Raw genomic sequence first — 18137 nt, forward strand, 5'->3', positions numbered from 1 at the left:
CTGCCGAGCCAGGGACGGCTGAGCCAGGGCCGCCGGGCCCGAGCGTCGAGCCGGGGCGCCCGGTCAGGTGGCGGGGGTCGGGACGAGTTCGGGGGTGGGCGCGAGGGCGGCGGCGGTGCGGCGGCGGCGCAGCTCGATCGGGAGCACGGCCAGCGCCACCAGGGCCCCGACCGCCCCGGTGACCGCGAAGCCCCAGGCCGGTGCGGAGGCGTCGATGACGGCGCCCGCGAGGGGCGCGCCCACAGCCATGCCGATCGTGACCGCCGAGCCGTGCAGGCCCATCGCCTCGCCGCGTACGGAGGCGGGGACCAGCCGGCTGACCGCGTCCGAGGTGGCCGCGATGGTCGGCGCGCAGAGCGCCCCGGCGGGGATCAGCGCCAGGCAGAGCAGCCACCAGTGCGCCCCGCCCAGCCCGACCGGGATGGTGCAGAGGCTGAGGGCGGCCATCAGGATCAGCGGCGGGAAGGAGCGGGTGACCGCCCCGTACGCGAAGCCGCCGACCAGCGACGCGACCGCCCAGACGGCGAGGACGGCGCCCGTCCACCCGACGTCGCCGTTCTCCCGCAGCACGGCGACCACCGCCACGTCGGTGCCGCCGAGCACCAGCATGCCGGCGGCGCTGACCGCCAGCACGGCCAGCAGGCGCGGGGTGAGCCACGACCGGCGGGGCACCCGCGGCTGCGGCCCGGCCGGCTCGCCGCCGCCCCGGACGGGCGGGTTCAGCACCCAGAACGCGACGCCGGCGGCGACGATGCCGGCGCCCACCAGGTGGAGCGTGATGCGCGGGGAGATCGCGGTGGCCGCCGCCACGGCCAGCGCGGGGCCGACCATGAACGACAGCTCCACCGACATCGAGTCCAGCGCGTACGCGGGGCGGCGCCGCTCCGGCGGGACCATCGCGGCGATGGACTGCCGGATCACCGAGAAGATCGGCAGGGCGAGCGAGCCGGCCAGGAACGCGGCGGGCAGCAGCACCGGGTACGGCAGCATCGGCGCGGTGGACCAGAAGACGGCCTCGGCGATCCCGGTCAGCACGAGCACCGGCCGCAGGCCGCGCCGGTCGACCAGGCGGCCGAGCAGCGGGCCGCCGATCGCGGCTCCCACGGTGATCGCCGCGCCGACGAGCCCGGCCGCTCCGTAGCCGCGCCCGAGGTCGAGCACGACGTAGAACGTCAGGGTCACCCCGGTGGCGGTGAGCGGGACGCGGGCGAGCACCGACACCAGCAGCAACGACCGGAGACCGGGCAGGGCGAGCGCCTCCCGGTAAGGCTTCAGGTTCATGTCGGTGCGTACCTCCGCCGGACATCCTCGGCCGGAGGTACGACACCCGCCAACGAATTACGGCCTCATGCGGCCCTGATCACAGGCTCCCCGCGCAGGGTCACCCCGGCGCCGTCCATCGCCCGCAGCGCGACGTCCGTGGTGGGCGGGGCGACGGCGGCGGTGAGGTCCAGCAGGACGGTGGTGGCGAAGCCCTCCCGGGCGGCGTCCAGGGCGGTCGCCCGTACGCAGTGGTCGGTGGCGATCCCCACCACGTCGACCCGGTCCACGCCGCGCTGGCGCAGCCAGTCGGCCAGGCTCTCGCCGCCCTCGGCGTGCCCCTCGAAGCCGGAGTACGCGGCCGCGTACTCGCCCTTGTGGAAGATCGCCTCGATCCGGTCGGTGGCCAGGTCGGGGTGGAACTCCGCGCCCGGGGTGCCCACCACGCAGTGCCGCGGCCAGCACTCCACGAAGTCCGGCGGGTCGCCGAAGTGGGCGCCCGGGTCGACGTGGTGGTCCTTCGTCGCGACGACGTGGTCCCAGCGGTCCGGCTCGGCGGCGAGGAGCCGGGTGATCCCGGCCGCCACGCCGGCCCCGCCGCCGACGGCCAGCGAGCCGCCCTCGCAGAAGTCGTTCTGCACGTCCACGATGATCAGCGCGTTGCTCACCTGCTGCTCCTTCGTCAGTCGGCCGGGACGATCGTGACCGGGATGGCCGGGTCGCCGGCGGAGAGCTTGAGGCCCTCCCAGGGGATGGAGATCAGGCACTGTCGCAGGTGTTCCCGCGACTCGTCCAGGGTCGGCCGGTCGACCGGCTCGCCCCCGGCCAGGTACGAGTGCTGGAGCAGCCGGTCGTTGGGCCGGGGATCCGGCACGCCCTGCGGCACGACGATCTCCTCGGTGGCGGTGCCGGTCGGCTTGTGCCGGCGTACGGCCACCTTCCGGCCGCCGATGGTGGCCTTGTGCTCGGAGCGCTTGACCACCGGGCGGCCCTCGACCTCGACGAGCTTGTAGACCAGCCCGGCGGTGGGCGCGCCGGAGCCGGTGACCACGGCGGTGCCCGCGCCGTACATGTCGACCGGTTCGGCGGCGAGCGAGGCGATGGCGTGCTCGTCGAGGTCACCGGAGACGATGATCTTGGTTTCGGTGGCGCCCAGCGAGTCGAGCAGCTCGCGGGACTGCTGCGCGATCACCGCCAGGTCACCCGAGTCGATCCGCACCGCCCGCAGGTCGGGCCCGGCCACCGCGATCGCGTTGCGGATGCCCTGGCTGATGTCGTACGTGTCGACCAGCAGCGTGGTGTCCTTGCCCAGCGTGGCGACCTGCGAGGCGAACGCGGCCCGCTCGTCGGAGTGCAGCAGGGTGAACGCGTGCGCGGCCGTGCCGGCGGTCGGGATGCCGTAGCGCAGCCCGGCGGCGAGGTTCGAGGTGAACCGGAAGCCGGCCAGGTACGCGGCCCGCGCCGCGGCCACCGCCGCCTCCTCGTGCGCGCGCCGGGAGCCCATCTCGATGAGGGTCCGCCCGCGCGCCGCGGTGACCATCCGCGCGGCGGCGGCTGCCACGGCGCTGTCGTGGTTGAGCACGGAGAGGATGAGCGTCTCCAGCACCACGCACTCGGCGAAGCCGCCGGAGACGGTGAGGATCGGCGAGCTGGGGAAGAACAGCTCGCCCTCGGCGTAGCCCTCGATGTCGCCCGTGAAGCGGTAGTCGCGCAGCCAGGCGGCGGCCTGCTCGTCGACCACCCCGGTACGCCGCAGGAAGTCGACCTCGTCGGCGTCGAAGCGGAAGTCGCGGATCAGCTCGATCAGCCGCCCCGTGCCGGCCACCACCCCGTAGCGGCGGCCGGCGGGCAGCCGGCGGCTGAACACCTCGAAGACGCAGCGGCGGTCGGCGGAGCCGTCGCGGAGGGCGGCACTGACCATGGTCAGCTCGTAGTGGTCGGTCAGCAGCGCGGGGCGAAGGGTGCTCACCGCCCCAGCCTAGGGTTCACCCGCCATCGCCGCCCTCGTGGCCCGGGATCGCCCGCAGGGCGGCCCGCAGCTCGGCCCGGCCGGCGACGCCGAGCTTGCCGTAGATCCGCTGGAGGTGGTTCTCCACGGTGCGGGCGGAGAGGTAGAGCCGCTCGGCGATGACCCGGCTGGTCACCCCGTCGGCGGCGAGCCGGGCCACCTGCCACTCGCGGTCGCTCAGCGCCGGGGAGCCGGCCTGCAACGCCGGGGTGCGGACGAGGTCGCAGCGGCCCAGCAGGGCGGCGAGGCGTTCCCGGGCCGCGGCCGCCGCCGGGGACCGCCGCCGGCGCAGCCGGTCCAGGGCGGTGGCGGTGGCCTCCGCCGCGTAGACGGCCAGGTCGAGCGCGTCGAAGCCGTCGGCCACCGCCAGCAGATCGTCGGGGGAGCCGCCCGCGGCGGCCCGGGCGTGCCGGGCGAGCAGCGGGGGCAGCAGCCCGTCGACCCGCTCGGAGAGCTCGGCGAGCCGCTGCGCGACGGTGCGTTGGCCGCCGTCGGAGCAGGTCGGGCCGAGCGGCGCGCTCGCCTGGCCCAGCCGGACCAGGTCGTGCAGCACGTGCACCTCGTGGCCGGCGAAGCCGTCCGCGCGCAGCCGGTCGGCCAGCCCGCTCAGGTGCTTGACGGCGCCGGACACGTCGCCACCGGCGGCGAGCACCGCACCCCGGGCCTGCTCCAGCCACGGGTACAGCACGATCATGCCCGGGGCGTGGGTGCGGTCGGCCTCCGCCATCGCCGCGGCCGCCTGCGCGGCGTCGCCCCGCAGCGCCGCCGCCTGGGCCCGCTCGGCCTGGGCCAGTCCCGCGTAGACCCGGCTGGTGGCGAGCACCGCGCAGGCGCCGAGGCTGGTCCGCAGCGCCGCGTCGCTCTGGCCGCGCAGCCGGGCCGCGTACGCCTGGAGGATGGCCAGGTAGCCGGTGCCGAGCCGGAAGTCGCCGGCCCCGGCCAGGTCGGCGAACTCGTCGGCCACGATCGCGTCGATGCCGGCCAGGTCGCCCGCGAGCGCCAGCCGGGTGCCCCGGGCCAGCTCCAGGGCCAGTTGCAGGTACGGCATGTCCGCCCGCCACCGGCCCGCCTCGGCCTGCACCCGGTTGATCGCGGTGGCGCTGCGGTGCAGTTGCCCCTGCGCGGCCTGGAGGTGGGCGATCGTGCTGCGCGCCAGCTCCCGGGCGGCGACGCTCGCGGCCGGCCGGTCCAGCACCGTCTGCCCGAGCCGCAGCGCGATGCCGGTGTCCAGCCGGTGCAGCCGCATGATGCCCTCGAAGGCGAGCACCCGGGCCTGGTCGGCGGAGTCGGCCAGGGTCGACCGGCGGGCGGCGATCTCCTCCACCGTGGACTCCCGGCTCAGCCCCCAGTAGCTGACCATGCCCCGCACGGTCAGCCAGCGGCTCAGCCGCCGGTCGCCCTCGATGTCGGCGGCGACCGCGTCCAGCACCCCGATCGCCTCGTCCGGCCGGTCGGCGAACATCAGGATGGTGGCCAGCAGCTCCGCCGCGTCGAAGCCGCCGCCCGCGTCGAGCGCCGCGCGGGCCAGCCGGGTCGCCAGCGGTACGTCGTAGCGGGCGAACGCCTGCCGGGCCGCGTCGAGCAGCAGGGCCGGATCCTGCGCGGTGCCCGAGTCGAGCCGCCACACGGCCACCCGGAGCAGGTCGTCGCGGCGTCGCTTGCCGACCAGCTCAAGCAGCTCGGCGAGGCGGGCCTGCAGCCGTCGCGTCCGGCTGACGGGGCAGCGGCGGCGCATCACCTCGCCGTAGAGCGGGTGGGCCAGCCGCACGTTCGCCCGCCGGTCGTCGTGTTCCACGGCGATCAGCCCGCGTTCCTCGGCGGTCTCCACGTCCACCGGGTCGGCGGCCTGGTTGAGCAGGTGCAGGCCGAGCGGTTCGCCGAAGGCGACCAGCTCCACCACCCCGCGTACGCCCGGAGTGAGCTGGCCGATCCGTACGTCGATCAGGTCGGTCAGGTTGGGCGCCAGCTCCAGCCGGCCGGTCCACTTCCAGATCCCGTACGTGCGCGTCAGCTCCCCGCGGTCGGCGGCGAAGACCAGCTCGCGCAGCAGCAGCGGGTTGCCCTCGGAGAGCCGGCCGAGCCGGTCGGCGGAGGTGGCGTCGACCGGCCCCTCCAGGATCGCGGAGAGCAGCCGCGTGGTCTCGGCCGGCGGCAGCGGCCTCAGCTCGACGTGGTCGACCAGGCCGTCGGTCCACAGGGCGCGGATCGGCAGCGGGAGCTGCTCGCCGTCGCGGGACGTGCCGACGACCGTGGCGTTGTCGGAGCGGGCCACCAGGTGCACCAGCGCCGCCGACGGCGGGTCGAGCAGGTGCGCGTCGTCGACCGCGAGCACGATCCGGCGGCCGGCCGCCTGCTGCTGAAGCACGTCCACCGCCCAGCGCAGGATGCCGGCGGGGGAGAGGCCCTGCGGCTGCTCCGTCGGGAGCACCTGGACGAGACCGCCGAAGGGGAGCGCGGCCGTGGTGGCGCTGGCCGCGATCGTCCAGACGGCGTACCCGTCGCGGGGGAGGGCCGCCATCCCCTCGCGCAGCAGGCGGCTCTTGCCGATGCCGGCGTTGCCGCTGAAGAAGATGCCCCGCCGCTCCGCGCCGGTCACCGCCGACAGCAGACGGTTGAGCTCATCCGTTCGGCCGACGAACCCCCACCGACTCATCGGGGCAGCATATCGACCGGAATCCGTCCGCGTGCACATCGTCACGCACCGAAGTTGAGTAGTCTCGTGGTTACCTCTAAGTATTCGATGTGTTCGGTTCGGGGGCCTGGCCGCCCGTACTCTTCCGGCATCCGGGTGCCGTCACCGGACGATTCCATGCGGCCGGCCGCTGCCGGTCGCCTGCCACGGGAGGCCGCTTTCGATGAAGCCCGGTCCTCTCCCCGCGGTCGACAGCCCCGACGACATGGCCGGAGCCGCCGAGTTGCCCCGTCGGGACCGGCTGCCCGTCCGGCTGGGGGTGACCGAGCCCCGCCCGGAGGAGCCGCTTGCGGTGATCGGCGTCGGCCCGGCCGCCGCGGGGCGGCGCGAGGTGCTCGCCCGCCTGCTCCGGCTCGATCCCGCCATGCTCGCCGTGCCCGCCGGCAGCTGGCTCGTGGTGCGCCACTCCCAGGTGCCGACGCGGGCCGCGTACGTGCCCGGCTACCGCCAGCCCCACTCCTACGGCGCCGACCGGCTGGCCGCCGGGCCGGCGCTCGCGCGCCCGCCGCGCCGGGTCGAGCTGAGCCTGCCCGAGCCCCTGCTGCGGCACTTCAGCCTCGTCGACACGCCGGACACGGGTGCCCTCGGGGCGGCCGGCGGCCGGCTGCTGCTCGACGCGGCGGGCCGGTCCGGGGCGGTGCTCTTCGTGATCGCCGCCGACCAGGCCTTCACCGCGGTCGAGCTCCACCTGCTCGCCGACCTGGCCCGTGCCGGCGTCGGGGTCGTCTTCGCGGTCACCCCGGGCGCGGGCGGCTGGGCCCCGGTGCCGGAGGGCGCGGCCACGACGGAGGGCACGGGGGCGTCCGTCGGGTCGGCCCCCGCACCGGTGGACCCGGTCGCGGTCACCGTCGAGGCGCACCGGGCGGCCCTGCTGGCCGCCGTGCCCGGGCTCGCCGACGCCCGCTGGTTCCCGATCGACGCCGCGGGTGACGGGGCGGACCTGCGCCGGGCGCTGGTCGGCTGGGCCGCCGACGAGGGGCTGCGACGGGCGAGCGCCGAGCCGCCGGTGCTGCCGGGGTCGCACGGCCGGGTGCCGGTGGTGGCGGACCCGGGCGGCTGGTCGGAGCAGCTCGACCGGCAGGCCCGGTCCTCCGCCCGGCGCATCCGTCAGCACCTCGCCCTGGAGGTGGCGAACATCCACCTCCGCGTGGTGCAGGAGATCGTCTTCGGGGTCGGCTGCGCCGGCCTGCCGCAGCTGCTCGACCGCGAGATGGAGGCGCTGTCGCTGCTGGCCACCGCCCAGTGCGACGAGGCGGTGCGCCGGCTCGTCGAGGAGGTCGCCGGTCGGGTCTTCGGCGCGCCGCTGCCGGCGGGCGTCCGGCGGCGCCTCGACGTCCCGGTGCGCTGGGGCCTGACGGAACACGGGGGCGAGCACGAGCTGGACCGCGTGCTGCTCGTCACCAGCACCGGCGGCGTGGCGGGGCTGACCGGGACCGGCGCGACCGACACGCTGGCGAGCTACCCGGGCGTGGTGCGCGAGGAGGTGCTCCCGCCGATGGCCGTGGCCCTCTCGGGCGGCTGCTGGCAGCACTGGCGCAGCCCCGGCAACCACGACCCCAACGCCGCCCGTGCCTGGGCGCAGCGCGCGCTGCGGGAGGTCGAACTGGAACTGTGCCGGGAGGTGACCCGGCGGTTCGAGGTGGTCCGCCTCTCGCTGGACGGGGTGCTCTCCGATGCTGTCGACCACGGCATCCTGCTCGCCTGAGGGCGGTCCGGTCGCCTGCGGCGTCGGCACCGGGCGGCCGCCGCCCGCTGCCGCAGACGCCCTTGACCAGGCAGGACGCGGCGATCCGCGCCGGGCCGGCGTTCCGGTTCCTCAGTTGGGCGAGTCCGGTGGCACGATGGGGGGCATGGCGGCTCCGCAGGTTGCACCTGTCGAGACGCCGGACACCGATGAGGTGCCGGCGTCCGACCGGCCGTGGGTGACGATCGTGTGGGACGACCCGGTCAACCTCATGACGTACGTGACCTGGGTCTTTCAGAAGCTCTTCGGCTACAGCCGGGAGAAGGCGGAACAGCTCATGCTCGACGTGCACCACAAGGGTCGCGCCGTGGTCTCCAGCGGCGCCCGGGAGCGGATGGAGCACGACGCGTCGCAGCTGCACGCGTACGGGCTGTGGGCGACGGTGGACCGGTCGTGAGCATGTTCCGTCGCCAGGGCGACCGCTACGTCGTCACCTTCGCCGTCGACGAGGTGCGGGTGCTGCGGAAGGTGGCATCCGAGGTGGTCGGGCTGCTCACCGACGGCTTCGACCACACCGACCCGGTGGTGGGCCGGCTCTTTCCCGAGGTCTACCCGGAGGACCCGTCCGGCACGGCCGAGTTCCGCCGCTACACCGAGGGCGACCTCAAGACCGCCAAGATCGACCAGGCGGGCGCGATCCTCGCGTCGCTGCCCGACGAGGCCGGCGGCGAGGTGCGTCTCGACGCGGAGGCGGCCGAGGCGTGGCTGCGGGCGCTCAACGATGCCCGGCTGGCGATGGGCGTCCGGCTGGAGATCAAGGACGGCACCGACCTCGGCGAGGAGCTCGACGACGCGGTCGCCGAGGACCCGGCCTCCAGCAGGGTGTTCCAACTGTCGGTCTACGCGTACCTCGGCTACCTCCAGGAATCCCTGCTCAACGCCTTGATCGACTAGGCGTGACCGGCACCACCTTAAGGTCGCGGCAGGTACGCGTTAGGCTGGACCACGTGCTGAGCATCGACCGGTCGATCATCGACGCGATCGTCGCCCACGCCCGGCGGGACCACCCCGACGAGGCGTGCGGCGTGGTCGCCGGTCCCGCCGGCAGCGACACCCCCACCCGGCACATTCCGATGGACAACGCGGCCCGTTCCATGACGTTCTACGAGTTCGACTCGATGGAGCAGCTGCGGGTGTGGCGCGAGATGGACGACCGGGACGAGGAGCCCGTCGTCATCTACCACTCGCACACCGCCACGGAGGCCTACCCGTCCCGCACGGACATCTCGTTCGCCGGCGAGCCCGGCGCGCACTACCTGCTGGTCTCCACCCGCGATGCCGACACGGAGGAGATCCGCTCCTTCCGGATCGTCGACGGCGTGGTGACCGAGGAGCCGGTCCGGATCGTGGACGCGGGGGTGGACCCGCACGCCGTGCAGTCCTACATGTTCGGGCAGAGCCCGGCGACGGTCGACTACGAGTGTTCCGGCCGCTGATCCAGCGCCGTCACACCCGTCCACGTCCCGTCACCCTTCGGCACGCCCGACCATCATCGAGGAGCACGACACCATGGCCATCGAGGTTCGCATCCCCACCATCCTGCGCAGCTACACCGGCGGCGCGAAGGTCGTCGAGGGCACCGGCGACACGCTGGGCGACCTGCTCGCCGACCTGGACTCCCGGCACGCCGGCCTGAAGGCCCGGCTGGTCACCGACGCCGGTGCGCTGCACCGCTTCGTCAACGTCTACGTCAACGACGAGGACGTCCGTTTCCTGGGTGCGCTGGACGCCAAGCTCAACGACGGCGACAGCGTGACCATCCTGCCGGCCGTCGCCGGTGGCGCGTTCGGCTTCGCCGCGGCTGCCGCGATCGCCCAGCACGGCGTCGCGGTCGCCGCGCGGTCGGCCGCCGCCGCCCGCTGACGGGGGCGGTCGCCATGGCGCGGTACGACAGCCTTCTCGACGCCTGTGGGGGAACGCCCCTGGTCGGGCTGCCCCGGCTCTCGCCGACGGTGCCCGACGGGGCGCCGCCGGTGCGGCTCTGGGCGAAGCTGGAGGACCGGAACCCGACCGGCAGCATCAAGGACCGGGCGGCCACATTCATGGTCCGGGCGGCCGAGGAGGCCGGCCGGCTCCGGCCGGGCGACACGATCCTCGAACCGACAAGCGGCAACACCGGCATCTCGCTGGCGATGGTGGCCAAGCTGCGCGGCTACCGGCTGGTCTGCGTGATGCCGGAGAACGTCTCGACCGAGCGGGTGCAGCTGCTCCGGATGTACGGCGCGGAGATCATCTTCTCGCCGGCGGCGGGCGGCTCCAACCAGGCGGTCGCCACCGCCAAGCAGATCTCGGCCGAGCACCCCGACTGGGTCATGCTCTACCAGTACGGCAACGAGGGGAACGCCCGGGCGCACTACGAGACCACCGGCCCGGAGCTGCTGCACGACCTGCCCACGATCACGCACTTCGTGGCGGGCCTCGGCACCACCGGGACGCTGATGGGCACCGGACGCTACCTGCGCGAGAAGGTCGACGGCATCCAGGTCGTGGCGGCCGAGCCGCGCTACGGCGAGCTGGTCTACGGGCTGCGCAACATCGACGAGGGCTACGTCCCTGAGCTCTACGACGCGTCGGTGCTGTCCCGGCGCTTCTCCGTCGGCACCCGCGACGCGGTGCTGCGGACCCGGCAGCTCGTCGAGGTGGAGGGCATCTTTGCCGGTTTCTCCACGGGCGCGATCCTGCACGCCGCCCTGGCGGTGGCCCACGAGGCGGTCCGGGCCGGCCAGCGGGCCGACGTGGCCTTCGTGGTCTGCGACGGCGGCTGGAAGTACCTCTCCACCGGGGCGTACGGCGGCACCCTCGCCGACGCCGAGGAGGCCCTGGAGGGCCAGCTCTGGGCGTGACGTCGAGTGGCCGGGCCGCCGACCCACGTCGGTGGCCCGGCCGCCCGTCACGGCTCCCGCGACGTGGCCGGCCCGCTCACCCAGCGCTACCGACGGACGCCGTCTCGTCACCGGATCCGGGTGGGCGGCCCGGGCGGGTGTCACGTTGGTGACAACTTCCTGTGGATGACTCTTGTCGTCGCGCGGGCGCGCGTAGGCTGCCCTGCGTGGTGTACGCGCCGGTAGAGATCATCCACAACGGGACCGTCGACGCGAGAACTACGCATAGTTACAGTGAGAAGACTCGATGCGACTGACCGTCCTGGGCTGTGCGGGCAGTTTCCCCGGTCCCGAGTCCCCCTGCTCGGCCTATCTCGTCGAGGCGGACGGCTTCCGGCTGCTGGTCGACTTCGGCTCCGGGTCGCTGTCCAACCTCCAGCGCTACGCGGGGCTGCACGCCCCCGACGCCATCATCCTCACCCACCTGCACTGCGACCACATCCTCGACGCGGTGACGTACGTGGTGGTCCGCCGCTACGCCCCGGACGGCCCCTACCCGTCGCTGCCCGTCTACGCCCCCGCCGGCGCGCCGGACCGGCTGGCCGCCGCGTACGGGCAGGAGGACGGCACGGTCGAGGACGTCTACCAGTTCTACGCCCTCGAACCCGGCACCTTCCCGATCGGCCCGTTCGCGGTCACCGTCGACCGGGTGAACCACCCCGTCGAGACGTACGGCGTCCGGCTGGAGCACGGCGGCCGGGTGCTCTGCTACTCCTCGGACACCGCGCCCTGCGACGCGCTGCTGCGGCTGGCCCAGGACGCCGACACGTTCCTCTGCGAGGCGAGCTACCTCGACGGCGTGGAGAACCCGCCGGACCTGCACCTGACCGGCGGGGAAGCCGGCGAGGTGGCGACCAAGGCGGGGGTGGGCCGGCTGCTGCTCACCCACCTCGTGCCCGCCTGGGGCAGCGAGGCGCACACCGTGGCGTCGGCCGGCGCCGCCTTCGACGGGCCGTTCGAGGTGGTCCGGCCCGGCGCCAGCTACGAGATCTGACCGGCCGCCGCGCCGGGGCGGGACACCCCGGGGCGCACCGCTCGGGGCACCGCATAGGGTGCAGGGATGGCACGACCTGACGGGCGGCGACCCGACGAACTCCGACCTGTGACGTTGACCCGGGGCTGGAGCACCCATCCGGAGGGCTCGGTGCTCGTGGAGTTCGGCGGCACCCGGGTGCTCTGCACCGCCAGCGTGACCGAGGGCGTGCCCCGCTGGCGCAAGGGCTCCGGGCTCGGCTGGGTCACCGCCGAGTACGCGATGCTGCCGCGGGCCACCAACACCCGCTCCGACCGGGAGAGCGTGAAGGGCCGCGTCGGCGGGCGTACGCACGAGATCTCCCGACTGATCGGGCGGAGCCTGCGGGCGTCCATGGACCTGAAGGCCCTCGGCGAGAACTCGATCGTGCTCGACTGCGACGTGCTCCAGGCCGACGGCGGCACCCGCACCGCCGCGATCACCGGCGCGTACGTGGCGCTGCACGACGCGGTGACCTGGCTGGCCGGGCGCAAGTCGCTGGCCGGCAAGCCGGAGAAGGTGATGCACCGCTCGGTGGCCGCGATCAGCGTCGGGATCATCGACGGCGAGCCCCGGCTGGACCTCGACTACACCGAGGACGTCGCCGCCGAGGTCGACATGAACGTGGTGTGCACCGGCACCGGCGAGTTCGTCGAGGTGCAGGGCACCGGCGAGGCGGGCGTGTTCGCCCGCGAGCAGCTCGACGCGCTGCTCGACCTGGCCGTCGCCGGCTGCGTGGAACTGGCCGAAGCCCAGCGGAAGGCGCTCAATTCATGAACAAGGTGCTGCTCGCCACCCGTAACCGCAAGAAGCTCGTCGAGCTCCAGCGGATCCTCGACGGCGCGCTCGGCGCGCACCGCGTCGCCCTGATCGGGCTCGACGACGTCGAGGAGTACCCGGAGCTGCCCGAGAGCGGCCTGACCTTCGGCGAGAACGCGCTGATCAAGGCGCGGGAGGGCTGCCGGCGCACCGGCCTGCCGACGATCGCCGACGACTCCGGGCTGGCCGTCGAGGCCCTCAACGGCATGCCGGGGGTGTTCAGCGCCCGCTGGGCCGGCCGGCACGGCAACGACCAGGCCAACCTCCAGCTCGTGCTGGACCAGATCGCGGACCTGCCCGACGAGAACCGGGCCGCGTCGTTCGTCTGCACGGTGGCCCTGGTGCTGCCGGGCGGCAAGGAGCACCTGGTCGACGGCCGGCAGAGCGGCCGGCTGCTCCGGTCGCCGCGCGGCGACGGCGGTTTCGGCTACGACCCGATCTTCCTCGGCGACGGCCAGGACCGCACCAACGCCGAGCTGACGCCGCAGGAGAAGGACGCGGTCAGCCACCGGGGCAAGGCGCTGCGCGAGCTGGCCAAGCTGGTCGCCAAGGTGCTGCCGCCCGCGAGCTGACGGACCCGCCCCGGTGGCAGGGGTGCTGACGGGGTTCGCCGTCATCGTCAGCGTCATCGCCGTCGGCTACGCCCTCGGCCGCGGCGGGGTGCTGGGGCCGGACGCGGCCACCGTCCTCTCCCGCGTCGCGTTCTTCGTCGCGACCCCGGCGCTGCTGTTCGAGACGGTGGCCCGGGCGGACGTGCCCGCGGTCGTCTCGTCCGCCCTCGTCGTCACGGTGGTGAGCACCACCGCCGTGGCGTCGGTGTTCGTCGCCGTCGCGCGGCTCGGCTGGCGCCGCTCCGTCGCGGACGCGACGATCGGCGCACTGGCCTCGTCGTACGTCAACGCGGCGAACATCGGCATCCCCGTCGCGGTCTACGTCCTCGGGGACGCCTCGTTCGTCGCGCCCGTGCTGATGTTCCAACTGGTCGTCATGACGCCCGTCGCGTTCGCGTTCCTCGAGGCGGCCACGGCGGGAAGCCGGCCGTCGCTCGGCACGGTGGTGCTCCAGCCGCTCACCAACCCGGTCACCATCGCGTGCGCGCTGGGCGTCGCGGCCAGCCTGACCGGCTGGCTGCCGCCGGAGCCGGTCCTGCGGCCGATCGAACTCGTCGCGGCGATGGCGGTGCCCGCCACGCTGATCGCGTACGGCCTCTCCCTGCACGGCGCGCCGCGGCCCGGCTCCGGCGACACCGGGCGGGACGTGCGGCTCGCGGTCGTCCTCAAGACCGTGGTCCAGCCCACCGTCGCCTACCTCGTCGCCCGCTTCGCGATGGGGCTGCCGCCCGGCCTCGTGCTGGCCTGCACGGTCACCGCCGCCCTGCCGACGGCGCAGAACGTCTTCGTCTACGCGGTCCGCTACGGCCGGGGCACGGTCCTGGCGCGCGACTCGATCCTGCTGTCGACGGTGACCGCCGTGCCCGTGCTGATCGGGGTGGCGGTGCTGGCGGGCTGAGACCCGGCGGGCGCCCGGGCCGCCGTGGCGCCACGGCGGCCCGGGGTGGCCGTCAGTCGAGGGGGCCGATCCCGCGCTCGATGGCGGCGCGCAGCTCGGGCCCGGCCAGCACGGCCCGGGCGGCCTCCATCAGCGGGGCCAGGAAGACGTCCGGCCCGGGTTCCCCGGCGATCCCGCCGAGCGCCGCGACGGCCGCCCGGCCGGCCGGTGACGGGGTGAGCGGGGCGCGCAGCTGGAGCCCGCGCACCCCGGCGAGCAGCTCGACGGCGAGCAGGCTGGTCAGGTTGTCGAGCACGGTGCGCAGCTTCTTGGCCGCCGCCCAGCCCATCGATACGTGGTCCTCCTGCATGCCGCTGGTGGGCAGCGAGTCCACCGACGCCGGCGCGGCGAGCCGCCGGTTCTCCGCGACGATCCCGGCCGCCGTGTACTGGGCGATCATCAGCCCGGAGTTGACCCCGGCGTCGGGGGAGAGGAACGCCGGCAGCTCCCGGGACCGGGTGACGTCGAGCAGCCGGTCCACCCGGCGCTCGGCGATCGCGCCCACCTCGGCGGCGGCGATGGCCAGGAAGTCCGCGGCGAAGCCGAGCGGCGCGCCGTGGAAGTTGCCGGTCGACTCGACGCGGCCGTCGGGCAGCACCACCGGGTTGTCCACCACCGAGACCAGCTCCCGCCCGGCCACCGTCCGGACGAAGTCCAGCGTGTCCCGGGCAGCCCCGGCGACCTGAGGCGCGCACCGCATCGAGTACGCGTCCTGCACCGCGTGCGCGAGGTCGTCGCGGTGCGAGTCCATCACCCGGGAGTCCTGGAGCAGCCGGTGGATGTTCGCCGCCGAGGCCGACTGCCCGGGGTGCGGCCGGATGGCGTGCAGCTCCGGCAGGAACGGCCGCTCCGAGCCGAGCATCGCCTCGATGGCGAGGGCGGCGGTGACGTCGGCCATCGTGAACAGGTGCGCGGCGTCGTGGATCGCCAGCAGCAGCATGCCGAGCATGCCGTCGGTGCCGTTGATGAGCGCCAGGCCCTCCTTGGCGGCCAGCCCGACCGGCGACAGGCCGGCCCGGCGCAGCGCGTCGGCGGCGGGCAGCCGCTCGCCGGCCGGGCCGAGCACCCAGCCCTCGCCGAGCAGCACCAGCGCGCAGTGCGCCAGCGGCGCCAGGTCGCCGGAGGCGCCCAGCGAGCCGTGCTCCGGCACCCACGGCGTCACGTCGTGGTTGAGCAGGTCGACAAGCGCCTCGGCGAGCAGGGGCCGGACCCCGGAGCGGCCGAGCGCCAGCGAGCGGACCCGCAGCAGCATCATGGCCCGGACCACCTCGCGCGGCATCGGCGCGCCCACCCCGGCGGCGTGCGAGCGGATCAGCGCGTGCTGGAGCTCGGCCCGCCGTTCGGGCGCGACGAAGGTGTTCGCCAGCGCGCCGAAGCCGGTGGAGACGCCGTAGACCGGGCGGCCGGCGGCCTCGATGCCGTCGACGATGGACCGGCTGGTGGTCATGGCGTCCACGGTGGCCGGATCGAGGACGACCTTGGCGGAACCGCGCGCCACGGCGAGCACGTCGGCGGGGGAGATCCCGGTGGGCAGGATGGTCACGGTCATTGCGGCACTCCGTTGCGCAGAACCTGGCGGATCAGTGGCACCCCCGGCCGGTAGGCCAGGTGCAGGTGGGACGGGGCGTCGAGGACGATCAGGTCGGCCCGCGCCCCCACGCCGAGCCGCCCGATGTCGTCGCGGCGCAGCGCCCGCGCGCCGCCGGCGGTCGCGGCCCAGACGGCCTCCGCCGGGGTCATCCGCATCTCGCGTACGGCGAGCGCCACGCAGAACGGCATCGACGACGTGTACGACGAACCGGGGTTGCAGTCCGTCGCCAGCGCCACGGTGACGCCGGCGTCGAGCAGCCGGCGGGCGTCCGGGTAGGGCGACCGGGTGGAGAACTCGGCGCCGGGCAGCAGGGTCGCCACGGTGGTGGTGTGCCGGCCGTCGGCGCACATGCAGTCGAACCGGGCGGAGGCCAGCGCGTCGATGTCGGCGTCGGTGAGGTGGGTGCAGTGGTCGACGCTGGCGGCGCCCAGCTCCACGCCGAGCTGGACGCCCGGCCCGGGGCCGAGCTGGTTGGCGTGCACCCGCACGCCCAGCCCGACGGCCTGCCCGCAGGCGAGGATCGCGCGGGCGTGGTCCACGTCGAACGCGCCCCGCTCGCAGAAGACGTCGATCCAGCGCGCGTGCGGCGCGGCGGCGGCCAGCATCGGCCCGCACACCAGACCCACGTAGTCGTCGGGGCGGTCGGCGTACTCGGCGGGGACCACGTGGGCGCCGAGGAACGTGGTCTCCTCGCTGACCTCGGCGGCGATCCGCAGCGAGCGGGCCTCGTCGGCGACGGTGAGGCCGTACCCGCTCTTGATCTCCATGGTGGTGGTGCCCTGCCGCAGCGCCTCGCCGCGCAGCCGCCGCACGGTGGCCCGCAGCTCGTCGTCGCCGGCGGCCCGGGTGGCGCCGACCGTGGTCCGGATGCCGCCACCGGTGTACGGCTGCCCGGCCATCCGGGCGGCGAACTCGGCGGCCCGGTCCCCGGCGAAGACCAGGTGGGCGTGGCTGTCCACGAAGCCGGGCAGCACGGCGGCGCCCTGCGCGTCCAGGCGTCGGTCGGCGGCCGGCGCGTCGCGGGACGGCCCGACCCAGGCCACCCGCCCGTCCTCGACCAGCAGGGCGACGTCGCGCCGGATGCCCAGCGGTCCGCCCTCGCCCCCGGGCTCGTTGGTCACCAGCTCGCCGATGTCGTCGACCAGCAGACTGCTCATGAGGTCACCTCCTCGATCGCCGCGGTCAGTTCGGCCGGCACGTCGACCGTGAGGTGCCGGCCGTCGCGCACCACCGGCCGGCCGTCCACCACGACGTGCGTGACGTCGGCCGCGCCGGCCGCGAACCACACCCCCACCGGCGGTACGCCGGCCGTGCGCGGGCTGTCCAGCCGTACGGTCACCAGGTCGGCGCGGGCCCCCACGGCGATCCGCCCGGCGTCGCGCCAGCCCAGCGCGGCGTGACCGCCCACGGTGGCCGCGTCGCGCAGCTCGGCGGGGGCGAAATGGCCGCGCCGGCGGGTGCGCAGCCGCTCGTCCAGCTCCACCGCGCGGGCCTCCTCGAAGAGGTCGATCACGGCGTGGCTGTCGCTGCCCAGGCTGAGCGGCAGGCCGACGTCGGCCATCCGCCGGGCCGGGCCGATCCCGTCGGCCAGGTCCCGCTCGGTGGTCGGGCAGAGGCAGACGCCCGTGCCGGCATCCCCGAGCAGCGTGAGATCGCCGCCGGTCAGGTGGGTGGCGTGCACGGCCGTCGTGTTCGGGCCGAGCGCCCCCCGGTCGGCGAGCAGCCGGGCCGGGGTGCAGCCGTGCGTGGCCCGGCAGGCGTCGTTCTCCGCCGGCTGCTCGGAGAGGTGCACGTGCAGGGGCGCCCCACGCCGGTCCGCCCACCCGGCCACGGTGGCGAGCTGCCCGGCCGGCACCGCCCGCACCGAGTGGATCGCCGCACCGACCCGGACGTGGTCGTCGGTGGGCCGGAACGCGTCGACCCGTTCCGCCCAGCGCAGCGCGTCGCCGTCGCCGAAGCGCCGCTGCGGCCCGGCGAGCGGCTCCCCGTCGACGGTGGCGGTGAGGTAGCAGGTGTCCAGCAGGGTGATCCGGATCCCGGCGTGCGCGGCGGCCTCGACCAGCGCCGCACCCATCGCGTTCGGGTCCGCGTACGGGGTGCCGTCCGGGTCGTGGTGCACGTAGTGGAACTCGCCGACGCAGGTGACGCCGGCCAGCGCCATCTCGGCGTAGACCGCCCGGGCCAGGGCCAGGTACGAGTCCGGGTCCAGCCGGGCGGCCACCGCGTACATCCGGTCGCGCCAGGTCCAGAAGTCGCCACGCCCGCCGTGGGTGCGCCCGCGCAGCGCCCGGTGGAACGCGTGCGAGTGGGCGTTGGCGAGCCCGGGCAGGGTCAGCCCGGGCAGCCGCTCGGCATCGGTCATGACCTCGACCCCGGCGGGCGGCGTGCTCCCGACCGTCAGCGGCGTCACCCCGGTGATCCGCCCGTCGGTCGTCTCGATCAGCACGTCGGCGGTCGGCTCGGCGTGGTCGGGCAGCCAGGCGTACTCGGCCAGCCAGCGGGTCCCGGTCATGTCGTCTGCCCCCTGTCGAGCTGAATCGTCTGCGACATCAGTCGATCACCGCGGAGGCGAATCGTCTGC

At 74.9% G+C, this 18137-nt stretch carries 17 protein-coding genes; 10 read left to right on the forward strand and 7 right to left on the reverse strand.

What is annotated here, in order from left to right:
- Positions 1–63 precede the first annotated feature (63 nt).
- The 4 genes from AC0OO9_RS20260 to AC0OO9_RS20275 form a co-directional block, all read right to left on the reverse strand.
- Positions 64–1281, reverse strand: a complete 1218-nt coding sequence (locus AC0OO9_RS20260; RefSeq protein WP_484511601.1) for an MFS transporter — start codon at positions 1279–1281, stop codon at positions 64–66.
- Between the two features lie 65 nt (positions 1282–1346).
- Positions 1347–1928 carry an isochorismatase family protein gene (locus tag AC0OO9_RS20265; protein ID WP_151453616.1) on the reverse strand — a complete coding sequence of 194 codons (582 nt, stop codon included), beginning with the start codon at positions 1926–1928 and terminating at the stop codon, positions 1347–1349.
- Between the two features lie 14 nt (positions 1929–1942).
- On the reverse strand, positions 1943–3229 hold the full coding sequence (locus AC0OO9_RS20270; RefSeq protein WP_484511602.1) for a nicotinate phosphoribosyltransferase: 1287 nt from the start codon (positions 3227–3229) through the stop codon (positions 1943–1945).
- A gap of 16 nt (positions 3230–3245) precedes the next feature.
- Positions 3246–5921 (reverse strand): LuxR C-terminal-related transcriptional regulator, encoded by a 2676-nt coding sequence (locus AC0OO9_RS20275; protein WP_484511603.1) that lies wholly within the window; start codon positions 5919–5921, stop codon positions 3246–3248.
- A 202-nt stretch (positions 5922–6123) separates the two neighbouring features.
- On the opposite strand from AC0OO9_RS20275, the gene AC0OO9_RS20280 reads away from it, so the two are divergent.
- From AC0OO9_RS20280 to AC0OO9_RS20325, 10 genes are all read left to right on the forward strand, one after another.
- Positions 6124–7665 carry a P-loop NTPase family protein gene (locus AC0OO9_RS20280; RefSeq protein WP_484511605.1) on the forward strand — a complete coding sequence of 514 codons (1542 nt, stop codon included), beginning with the start codon at positions 6124–6126 and terminating at the stop codon, positions 7663–7665.
- Positions 7666–7810: 145 nt separating this feature from the next.
- Entirely contained in the window at positions 7811–8101 is a 291-nt protein-coding gene (clpS, locus tag AC0OO9_RS20285; RefSeq protein ID WP_089001780.1) for an ATP-dependent Clp protease adapter ClpS, read from the forward strand.
- Positions 8102–8103: 2 nt separating this feature from the next.
- The gene (locus AC0OO9_RS20290; protein ID WP_484517997.1) at positions 8104–8598 is read left to right on the forward strand and encodes a DUF2017 domain-containing protein; all 495 of its coding nucleotides are present in this window, start codon (positions 8104–8106) and stop codon (positions 8596–8598) included.
- 53 nt (positions 8599–8651) lie between these two features.
- Positions 8652–9140: a M67 family metallopeptidase gene (locus tag AC0OO9_RS20295; protein ID WP_132233852.1), complete on the forward strand. Its 489-nt coding sequence runs from the start codon at positions 8652–8654 to the stop codon at positions 9138–9140.
- A 73-nt stretch (positions 9141–9213) separates the two neighbouring features.
- Positions 9214–9567: a MoaD family protein gene (locus tag AC0OO9_RS20300; RefSeq protein WP_421457490.1), complete on the forward strand. Its 354-nt coding sequence runs from the start codon at positions 9214–9216 to the stop codon at positions 9565–9567.
- A 14-nt stretch (positions 9568–9581) separates the two neighbouring features.
- Entirely contained in the window at positions 9582–10547 is a 966-nt protein-coding gene (locus AC0OO9_RS20305) for a PLP-dependent cysteine synthase family protein (RefSeq protein WP_132233856.1), read from the forward strand.
- A gap of 286 nt (positions 10548–10833) precedes the next feature.
- Positions 10834–11580, forward strand: a complete 747-nt coding sequence (locus AC0OO9_RS20310; protein ID WP_484511606.1) for an MBL fold metallo-hydrolase — start codon at positions 10834–10836, stop codon at positions 11578–11580.
- Positions 11581–11646: 66 nt separating this feature from the next.
- Positions 11647–12375, forward strand: a complete 729-nt coding sequence (rph, locus tag AC0OO9_RS20315; RefSeq protein WP_484511607.1) for a ribonuclease PH — start codon at positions 11647–11649, stop codon at positions 12373–12375.
- Positions 12372–12989, forward strand: coding sequence for an RdgB/HAM1 family non-canonical purine NTP pyrophosphatase (gene rdgB, locus AC0OO9_RS20320; RefSeq protein ID WP_151454393.1), 618 nt, complete (start codon positions 12372–12374; stop codon positions 12987–12989). The genes rph and rdgB overlap by 4 nt, the downstream gene beginning before the upstream one ends.
- A 13-nt stretch (positions 12990–13002) precedes the next feature.
- Entirely contained in the window at positions 13003–13926 is a 924-nt protein-coding gene (locus AC0OO9_RS20325) for an AEC family transporter (RefSeq protein WP_484511608.1), read from the forward strand.
- Positions 13927–13978: 52 nt separating this feature from the next.
- Here AC0OO9_RS20325 and hutH read toward each other — a convergent pair whose 3' ends face one another.
- From hutH to AC0OO9_RS20340, 3 genes are read right to left on the reverse strand one after another with little or no spacing between them, the layout of a single operon-like run.
- Positions 13979–15514, reverse strand: a complete 1536-nt coding sequence (hutH, locus tag AC0OO9_RS20330; RefSeq protein ID WP_484511609.1) for a histidine ammonia-lyase — start codon at positions 15512–15514, stop codon at positions 13979–13981.
- Positions 15511–16713, reverse strand: a complete 1203-nt coding sequence (gene hutI / locus AC0OO9_RS20335) for an imidazolonepropionase (RefSeq protein ID WP_484511611.1) — start codon at positions 16711–16713, stop codon at positions 15511–15513. The genes hutH and hutI overlap by 4 nt, the downstream gene beginning before the upstream one ends.
- Positions 16710–18068, reverse strand: a complete 1359-nt coding sequence (locus tag AC0OO9_RS20340) for a formimidoylglutamate deiminase (RefSeq protein ID WP_484511612.1) — start codon at positions 18066–18068, stop codon at positions 16710–16712. The genes hutI and AC0OO9_RS20340 overlap by 4 nt, the downstream gene beginning before the upstream one ends.
- Between the last annotated feature and the right edge of the window lie 69 nt (positions 18069–18137).

The organism is Micromonospora sp. USAFONa4 (genome assembly GCF_057197825.1).

Coding starts and splice junctions, on each gene's coding strand:
- AC0OO9_RS20260 (WP_484511601.1), bottom strand. CDS start 1,281: ATGAACCTGAAGCCTTACCGGGAGGCGCTCGCCCTGCCCGGTCTCCGG.
- AC0OO9_RS20275 (WP_484511603.1), bottom strand. CDS start 5,921: ATGAGTCGGTGGGGGTTCGTCGGCCGAACGGATGAGCTCAACCGTCTG.
- AC0OO9_RS20280 (WP_484511605.1), top strand. CDS start 6,124: ATGAAGCCCGGTCCTCTCCCCGCGGTCGACAGCCCCGACGACATGGCC.
- clpS (WP_089001780.1), top strand. CDS start 7,811: ATGGCGGCTCCGCAGGTTGCACCTGTCGAGACGCCGGACACCGATGAG.
- AC0OO9_RS20290 (WP_484517997.1), top strand. CDS start 8,104: ATGTTCCGTCGCCAGGGCGACCGCTACGTCGTCACCTTCGCCGTCGAC.
- AC0OO9_RS20300 (WP_421457490.1), top strand. CDS start 9,214: ATGGCCATCGAGGTTCGCATCCCCACCATCCTGCGCAGCTACACCGGC.
- AC0OO9_RS20305 (WP_132233856.1), top strand. CDS start 9,582: ATGGCGCGGTACGACAGCCTTCTCGACGCCTGTGGGGGAACGCCCCTG.
- AC0OO9_RS20310 (WP_484511606.1), top strand. CDS start 10,834: ATGCGACTGACCGTCCTGGGCTGTGCGGGCAGTTTCCCCGGTCCCGAG.
- rph (WP_484511607.1), top strand. CDS start 11,647: ATGGCACGACCTGACGGGCGGCGACCCGACGAACTCCGACCTGTGACG.
- rdgB (WP_151454393.1), top strand. CDS start 12,372: ATGAACAAGGTGCTGCTCGCCACCCGTAACCGCAAGAAGCTCGTCGAG.
- hutH (WP_484511609.1), bottom strand. CDS start 15,514: ATGACCGTGACCATCCTGCCCACCGGGATCTCCCCCGCCGACGTGCTC.
- hutI (WP_484511611.1), bottom strand. CDS start 16,713: ATGAGCAGTCTGCTGGTCGACGACATCGGCGAGCTGGTGACCAACGAG.
- AC0OO9_RS20340 (WP_484511612.1), bottom strand. CDS start 18,068: ATGACCGGGACCCGCTGGCTGGCCGAGTACGCCTGGCTGCCCGACCAC.